Consider the following 7,538-nt stretch of genomic DNA (forward strand, 5'->3'; position numbering starts at 1 on the left):
GCCGCGCCCGGGCGGTCGGCCGGATCGCGCTGCGCGGCGCCAGGGGCGCCCGCCCGCGCGGTCCCCGCGCCCCCGCGCGCCGGGTGTTGGGCCGCAGGGTGCGGTACCACATCGGTTGCGAGCCCGGGCAGATCAACGGCCGCCGATGGCGGGCCCGGGCCGTCAGGCCCCAGCGCACCGGAGGCTGACAGGGGCGCGCGCCATCTCGCGCGCGCTCCGCGAACGCTGTGTTCTCAGTGTTTCCCCTCGTTCCCCTCGTTCCCCTCGTTCCCCTCGTTCCCCTCGTTCCCCTCGTTCACCGCGTTCACCGCGTTCCTGACCCGTCGAGCGGCCGCTCCGCCGTACCCTCGGGGGCCCCGACGCGTTGCCGCCGGCCGTCCGACGCGCGGGTCCGCAGCCGTGAGTCCCCATGCCCGTATGCCCGTATGCCCGTTTGGAAGGCAAGAGACATCGATGTCCGCTGAGTACTTCTATCCCGACCACGACGGCGAGGTGCCCGACGCCCGGGGGTACTTCGGTGCCTTCGGTGGCACCTTCGTCCCCGAGGCCCTGCGGGCCGCCATGGACGAGGTCGCCGCCGCCTACGAGAAGGCCAGGAACGACCCGGCCTTCGTCGCCGAGCTGGACGACCTGATGGTCAACTACGCCGGCCGGCCCAGCCCGCTGACCGAGGTGCCCCGGTTCGCCGAACACGCCGGCGGCGCCCGGGTCTTCCTCAAGCGGGAGGACCTCAACCACACCGGCTCCCACAAGATCAACAACGTGCTGGGCCAGGCCCTGCTCACCCGGCGGATGGGCAAGACCCGCGTCATCGCCGAGACCGGCGCCGGCCAGCACGGCGTCGCCACCGCCACCGCCTGCGCGCTCTTCGGCCTGAAGTGCACCATCTACATGGGCGAGATCGACACCGAGCGGCAGGCGCTCAACGTCGCCAGGATGCGGATGCTGGGCGCCGAGGTGATCGCGGTCTCCTCCGGCAGCCGCACCCTGAAGGACGCCATCAACGAGGCGTTCCGCGAGTGGGTCGCCACCGTGGACGAGACGCACTACCTCTTCGGGACGGCCGCCGGGCCGCACCCGTTCCCGGCGCTGGTGCGCGACTTCCACCGGGTCATCGGCATCGAGGCCAGGCGGCAGATCCTCGAGCGGGTCGGCCGGCTGCCGGACGCCGTGGTGGCCTGCGTCGGCGGCGGCTCCAACGCCATCGGCCTCTTCCACCCCTTCGTGCCGGACGCCGAGGTGCGGCTGGTCGGCTGCGAGGCGGCCGGCCACGGCGTGGAGTCCGGGGAACACGCGGCGACGCTGACCGCCGGCGAGCCCGGCATCCTGCACGGCTCGCGCTCGTTCGTCCTCCAGGACGACGAGGGCCAGATCACCGAGCCCTACTCGATCTCCGCCGGGCTCGACTACCCCGGCATCGGGCCCGAGCACGCGCACCTCAAGGCGAGCGGGCGCGGCGAGTACCGGCCGGTCACCGACGTCGAGGCGATGGAGGCGCTGCGGCTGCTCTCCCGCACCGAGGGCATCATCCCGGCGATCGAGTCCGCGCACGCGCTGGCCGGGGCGCTGGAGTTGGGCCGCGAGCTGGGCCCCGAGGCCGTGCTGGTGGTCAACCTCTCGGGGCGCGGCGACAAGGACATGGACACCGCCGCCCGGTACTTCGGGCTCTACGACGGCGAGGAGAACGACCGGTGAGCGGACAACTCGATCTGCTGAGCACCACGCTGGCCGGGACGCGGGCGGCCGGCCGCGCCGCGCTGGTCGGCTACTTCCCGGCCGGCTTCCCCACCGTGGACGGCGGGGTGCGGGCCGCGACCGCGATGGTCGAGGGCGGCTGCGACATCGTCGAGATCGGACTGCCGCACAGCGACCCGGTGTTGGACGGCCCGGTCATCCAGACCGCCGACGACATCGCGCTGCGCGGCGGGGTGCGGATCGCCGACGTGCTGCGCACGGTGCGCGAGGTGCACGCGGCGACCGGCGTGCCGGTGCTGGTGATGACCTACTGGAACCCGGTGGACCGCTACGGCCCCGAGCGGTTCGCCGCCGAGCTGGCCGAGGCCGGCGGCGCCGGCTGCATCCTGCCGGACCTGCCGGTCGAGGAGTCCGACGCCTGGCGGAAGGCGGCCGAACAGCACTCGCTGGCCACGGTGTTCGTCGTCGCGCCCAGCAGCAGGGACGAGCGGCTGGCCACCATCACGGCGGCCGGCAGCGGCTTCGTCTACGCGGCCTCGCTGATGGGCGTCACCGGCGGCCGGGCCACCGTCAGCGCCCAGGCCGCGACGCTGGTGGAACGGACCAGGGCCACCACCGAACTCCCGGTCTGCGTGGGGCTCGGCGTCTCCAACGAGGCGCAGGCCGCCGAGGTCGCCGGCTTCGCCGACGGGGTGATCGTGGGGTCCGCGTTCGTCAGGGTGGTGCTGGACCACCTGGAGGACGAGGCCGGCGGGTTGGAGCGACTGCGGGCGCTGGCCGGCGAGTTGGCGCGGGGGGCGCGCTCCGGGCGCTGATCCCGAACGACCGGGGCGCGTGCGGTTTGCGCGCGCCCCGGCTGTCGGTGGTGACCGGTAGGGTCGGCGCATGGGGATCGAGGGGAAGCCGCCGGAGGGCGCGGCGGGGGACGCGGGGGAGCAGCCGGGGGTCCGGGGGGCCGAGGAGACCGCGTGGCAGCCGCCGACCACGGTGGAGGAGCGGCTCTACGCGGCCGGGCTGCACGCCGACTGGCCCACGTACTTCGAGGTGCTCGCCGGCACCGACCTCTTTCTGCCCACCTCCAGGGAGCTGGCCGACGCGGTGCCGGGGCGGCTGCGGTTCAGCCCGTTCCACCACCCGGACGTCGAGGGGCTCTGCCTGCCGGTCTTCACGCGGGGGATGCTGCCGCCGCCCGTCGACGACCGGGTCTTCGAGCGGTGTTCGCTCGCCGCGCTGGCCAAGCGGTGGCCCCGCCCGGCCCGTTGGCTCGCGGTCAACCCGGGCACCCCGGTGGAGACCCTGTTGCCGGCCGACCCGCGCGGATGGAAGCGGCAGGCCAGGCACGGCGCCGAGGAGCGCCCGCTCAAGACGCTGTGGACGGGCCACCGCAGCGGCCCCCTCGCGCACGGGCTGGCCTGCGGCTCCCTGCTGCTGGTCAACAACGGCACGCTGTGGAACCAACTCGGCTGGCAGAGCGGCGGGTACACGGAGGAGAAGGAGCTGCTGCGCGCCTGGTGGGGCGTGACCACCCGGGCGCAGTGGCTCGCCGTCCTCCAGCGCCTGCTGACCGGCCAGGTCATCTCGCCCGCCTGGGAGTTCGTGCTGTGGGTGCGGCAGCTGATGGTCCAGCGGTCCGGCTCGCCGCCGGACCCGGTGGCCTGGCGGGAGGGCGCCGAGCGGATGCTGCTCGCCAGGACCGCCGAGGAGGTCGACCGCACCGGCCGGCCGCCGGAGTACGACCTGGACGCGGACATCGGCCTCGCCCACGAGCTGATCGGCCGGGTGCTGCGGTACGAGGCGCGGTTCCGCGCCGACGGGCTGCTGACCGACGACGGCTGCGTCCGTTCCGTGCTCGCCTGGGACCTGGGGCGCGCCTCCTGCCTGGCGCGTTGGGGCCTGGGCGCGGGGTTCGCCACGCTGGCCGAGACGGAGCGCGCGGTGCTGCGCTCCGGCGAGGGCGCCCGCCAGATCTACGACTCCTGGGGGGAGTTCGCGGCCGGCTATGTGCTGGGGCGCTGTCTGCACTTCGACAGCGAGGAGTTCGGCGACTGGTACACGGAGATGGTCGAGGTGTTCCGGGTGCTGACCACCGACCCGGAGAGCCCGTGGCTGAGCGTCCCCTGGGAGCAGCCGGCGGTGGACCTGACGGACCGCTGACGGGCGTTCGACGGGTTCGACAGGCGTTCGACGGGCGGTTGCCGCGCGTTGACGCCGGTGAACGCCCGGCGGCGGCCGTGCGCGCTGATCCGACGGGAACGCCCGGAAAGGGCCTACGGTGACCGTTATGCGTGTACTGGTCACCGGAGGAGCCGGTTTCATCGGCTCACACATCGTGGAAGAGCTGCTGGCGGCGGGACATGAGCCGACGGTGCTGGACATCAGGCCGCCCGTGCCGGGCGAGCCGTTCGAGCAAGTCCCCTGGGTGCGCGCCGACATCCGCGACCCGCAGGCCCTGGCCAGGGCGCTGCCGGGGATGGACGCGGTCTGCCACCAGGCGGCGATGGTCGGCCTGGGCAGGGACTTCTCGGACGCGCCCGAGTACGTCGGGGTCAACGACCTGGGCACCGCCGGGCTGCTGGCGGCGATGGCCGAGGCGGGGGTGCGCGACCTGCTGCTCGCCGGCTCGATGGTGGTCTACGGCGAGGGGCGTTACGACTGCCTGCGGCACGGGCAGGTCAGGCCGGGGCCGCGCCGGGTGGGCGACCTGGAGGTGGGGCGCTTCGAGCCGCCCTGCCCCGAGTGCGGCGCCCCGCTGGTCCCCGGGCTGGTCGACGAGGACGACCCGGTGGACCCGCGCAGCGTCTACGCGTCCACCAAGCTGGCCCAGGAGAACCTGGCCTCCGCCTGGGCGCGGGACGTCGGCGGCCGGGCGATCGTGCTGCGCTACCACAACGTCTACGGCGACCGGATGCCGCGCGACACGCCCTACGCCGGCGTCGCCGCGTTCTTCCGCTCGGCGCTTGAGGCGGGCCGGCCGCCCCGGGTCTTCGAAGACGGCGCCCAGCGGCGGGACTTCGTCCATGTGACGGATGTGGCCAGGGCCAACGTCGCGGCCCTGGCGGCGCTGGGCGACCGGCCGGCCGGCAGCGTGCGGGCCTACAACACCGGCAGCGGACAGCCGCACACCGTCGGCGAGCTGGCCGCCGCGCTGGCGGCGGCGCGCGGCGGTCCCGCGCCGGAGACCACCGGCGAGTTCCGGCTGGGCGACGTGCGGCACATCACCGCCTCCTCGGCCCGGCTGCACAAGGAGCTGAACTGGTCCCCCCGGGTCGAGTTCGCCGAGGGCGTCGCCCGCTTCGCCGCCGCCCCGCTGCGCGCCGTCTGAGCCGGACCCCGCTTCGCCCGCTCGCGCCCTGCCGCGCCCGGCCCCGAACGGCCGGGCGCGGATGGGATTTTCAGGCCGGTTCGATCCGGTGCTGCACCGGCGCTGCGCCGATCCCGCGCCGGTCAACCCGCCGCCGCGCGGCGCCGGTCCGGGGGAGGAAAACCACCGCATCGAGTGGCGTTCCCGGCGCGTTGACCCTCGCGTCCCGCGACCGCCCCCGCCCGCGCTGTCACACTCCCCGGCACGCGCCCGCCCGGCATCCGAGCGGGGAACGTCCGGCGAACGCCCGGCGAACACCCCGCCAACCCAGAGAATCGAACGCCGGGTTTTATCAGCGCTGTTGTCCAGATATACGGTGTTTGTCTTCGTAGGGTATGCCGGGTGACCAACCATTCATCCCCGCAGGGCGACCTGGTGTTGCCCTGCCTGAACGAGGCCGAGGCCCTCCCCTGGGTCCTCGACCGGGTCCCCGAGGGCTGGCGGGCCATCGTGGTGGACAACGGCTCGACCGACGGCTCCGCCGAGATCGCCGAACGACGGGGCGCGCACGTGGTGTTCGAGCCACGCCGGGGCTTCGGCGCCGCCTGCCACGCCGGACTGCTGGCGGCCACCGCCGAGCTGGTGGCGTTCTGTGACTGCGACGCCACCCTCGACCCGGGCGAACTGCCCCGGGTCGCCGCCCCCGTGGTGGCCGGCGACGCCGACCTGGTGCTGGCCCGCCGCCGCCCGACCGACCGGGGCGCGTGGCCGCTGCACGCCCGCGTCGGCAACCAGGCGCTCTCCCGGCTGCTGCGCCGCCGCACCGGGCTGCGCCTGCGCGACCTGGGCCCGATGCGGGTGGCCCGCAGAAGCGCCCTGCTCGCCCTCGACCTGACCGACCGGCGCAGCGGCTACCCGCTCCAGATGGTGGTGAACGCCGCCGACGCCGGCTGGCGGGTGGTGGAGACCGAGGTGCCCTACCGGCCCCGCGTCGGCGCCTCCAAGGTGACCGGCACCTGGCGCGGGACCTGGCACGCCGTGCACGACATGCGGGAGGTACTGAAGTGAACCGTTCGCCGGCCGCCCCAGCGCCGGGCCCCACGCTGCTGGTCATCGCCAAGGAGCCCGTGCCCGGGCGGGTCAAGACCCGCCTGACGCCGCCGTTCACCCCGGTCGAGGCCGCCGAGATCGCGGAGGCGGCGCTCGCCGACACGCTCCACACGCTGCTGCGCGTCCCCGCCACCCGCCGGGTGCTGGTGCTCGACGGCCGCCCCGGGCCCTGGCTCCCGCCAGGCTGGACGGTGGTGGAGCAGTGCGACGGCGGCCTCGACCAGCGGATCGCCGCCGCGTTCGCCGGGTGTACCGGGCCCACCCTGTTGGTGGGCATGGACACCCCGCAGCTGACGCCCGAACTGCTGGCCCCGGCCACGGGACCGGACAGCTGGCCGCCCGGCCGCGCCTGGCTCGGCCCGGCCGAGGACGGCGGGTTCTGGGCGCTCGGCCTCGCCGAACCGCGCCCCGACCTGGTGCTCGGCGTGCCGATGTCGACCCCGCACACCGGCCGCGACCAGCGCCTGAGGCTGCTGGCCCGGGGATTGAGCGTGCGGGAGCTGCCGCCGTTGCGCGATGTCGACACGGCGGACGACGCCGCCGAGGTCGCGGGCCTGCACCCCGACGGCCGGTTCGCCGCCGCCTGGGGCCGGCTGGCCCGACCGACCCGCCAGCCCGTCGAGGCCGGCCCGGCGGCGGGAGGCCGGGGACGATGACCACGACGGCCACCACCGCGACCGCCTGGTCGACCGACCCCTACACGCTGGCGCTGCGCGCCGGCCGTGGCCCGCTCTTCCTGCGCCGCGCCGACGGCCACCGCCTCCGCCTTGAGGTCGAACGCTGGTGCCGCCACCCGGACGCCGCCGACCGCACCGTGCTGGACCGCTGCGTCGGCACCGTGCTGGACGTGGGCTGCGGCCCCGGCCGGATGGTGACGGCGCTGGCCCGGCAGGCCCGCCCGGCCCTGGGCATCGACACCGCCTGGGCGGCCGTCCGGCACACCCGCGACCACGGCGGCGTCGCGCTGCACGCCTCCGTCTTCGACGCGCTCCCCGACGAGGGCCGCTGGGACAGCCTGCTGCTGATGGACGGCAACGTCGGCATCGGCGGCGACCCGCGGGCGCTGCTCCGCCGGCTCGGCCAACTGGCCGCCCCCGGCGGCCTGTTGCTCGTGGAGACGGCGGGCGCCGAGCTGGACGAGCGGTTCGACGCCTGGCTGGACGACGACCGGGGCGCTACCAGCCCCGCGTTCCCCTGGGCCAGGGTCGGCCCGCGCGCGCTGTGCGCCCACGCGGAGAGCGCCGGCTGGCAGCCGGTCGCCCACTGGCGGGCCGGCGCCCGCCCCTTCCTCGCGCTGCGCCACGGCTGACAGTAAGGATGTTCATGGACGTCTCCCGGCGAGGTCTGACCCAACGCCTGACTGACTTCGGGTCTTCAACGGGATCTGTCGGCCTGTGCCGGGAGACGTCCGTACGCATCCACCGGCCTGGGC

8 protein-coding genes are annotated in these 7,538 nt (G+C 75.1%); all 8 read left to right on the plus strand.

All coding sequences use genetic code 11. The features are described from left to right. The first annotated feature begins 23 nt into the window (after positions 1 to 23). The 8 genes from trpM (at position 24) to EBN88_RS27065 (ending at position 7,415) form a co-directional block, all read left to right on the plus strand. Positions 24 to 188: a tryptophan biosynthesis modulator TrpM gene (gene trpM / locus EBN88_RS32205; protein ID WP_407703469.1), complete on the plus strand. Its 165-nt coding sequence runs from the start codon at positions 24 to 26 to the stop codon at positions 186 to 188. Positions 189 to 453: 265 nt separating this feature from the next. Then, a complete protein-coding gene (gene trpB / locus EBN88_RS27035; RefSeq protein WP_122399670.1) occupies positions 454 to 1,695 on the plus strand; it encodes a tryptophan synthase subunit beta in 1,242 nt (413 codons plus the stop codon). Further along, positions 1,692 to 2,510: a tryptophan synthase subunit alpha gene (gene trpA / locus EBN88_RS27040; protein WP_122399671.1), complete on the plus strand. Its 819-nt coding sequence runs from the start codon at positions 1,692 to 1,694 to the stop codon at positions 2,508 to 2,510. Before trpB ends, trpA begins: the two co-directional genes overlap by 4 nt. Before the next feature lie 70 nt (positions 2,511 to 2,580). Next, positions 2,581 to 3,849, plus strand: a complete 1,269-nt coding sequence (locus EBN88_RS27045) for a DUF1266 domain-containing protein (RefSeq protein ID WP_122399672.1) — start codon at positions 2,581 to 2,583, stop codon at positions 3,847 to 3,849. 127 nt (positions 3,850 to 3,976) lie between these two features. Then, positions 3,977 to 5,017: an NAD-dependent epimerase/dehydratase family protein gene (locus EBN88_RS27050; protein ID WP_122399673.1), complete on the plus strand. Its 1,041-nt coding sequence runs from the start codon at positions 3,977 to 3,979 to the stop codon at positions 5,015 to 5,017. 381 nt (positions 5,018 to 5,398) lie between these two features. After that, complete coding sequence (locus tag EBN88_RS27055) at positions 5,399 to 6,064, plus strand: glycosyltransferase family 2 protein (RefSeq protein WP_122399674.1); 666 nt, start codon at positions 5,399 to 5,401, stop codon at positions 6,062 to 6,064. Next, the gene (locus EBN88_RS27060; RefSeq protein ID WP_233581018.1) at positions 6,061 to 6,762 is read left to right on the plus strand and encodes a TIGR04282 family arsenosugar biosynthesis glycosyltransferase; all 702 of its coding nucleotides are present in this window, start codon (positions 6,061 to 6,063) and stop codon (positions 6,760 to 6,762) included. The genes EBN88_RS27055 and EBN88_RS27060 overlap by 4 nt, the downstream gene beginning before the upstream one ends. Beyond that, positions 6,759 to 7,415, plus strand: a complete 657-nt coding sequence (locus tag EBN88_RS27065; protein WP_122399675.1) for a class I SAM-dependent methyltransferase — start codon at positions 6,759 to 6,761, stop codon at positions 7,413 to 7,415. The genes EBN88_RS27060 and EBN88_RS27065 overlap by 4 nt, the downstream gene beginning before the upstream one ends. The last annotated feature ends 123 nt before the right edge of the window (positions 7,416 to 7,538 follow it).

It is taken from the genome of Streptomyces triticirhizae (genome assembly GCF_003696235.1).
In the GTDB taxonomy this organism is placed as follows: domain Bacteria; phylum Actinomycetota; class Actinomycetes; order Streptomycetales; family Streptomycetaceae; genus Streptomyces; species Streptomyces triticirhizae.

Bases quoted from the DNA above. Each gene is read 5' to 3' on its own strand.
- EBN88_RS27045 (WP_122399672.1), top strand. From the start codon at position 2,581: ATGGGGATCGAGGGGAAGCCGCCGGAGGGCGCGGCGGGGGACGCGGGG.
- EBN88_RS27050 (WP_122399673.1), top strand. From the start codon at position 3,977: ATGCGTGTACTGGTCACCGGAGGAGCCGGTTTCATCGGCTCACACATC.
- EBN88_RS27065 (WP_122399675.1), top strand. From the start codon at position 6,759: ATGACCACGACGGCCACCACCGCGACCGCCTGGTCGACCGACCCCTAC.
- trpB (WP_122399670.1), top strand. From the start codon at position 454: ATGTCCGCTGAGTACTTCTATCCCGACCACGACGGCGAGGTGCCCGAC.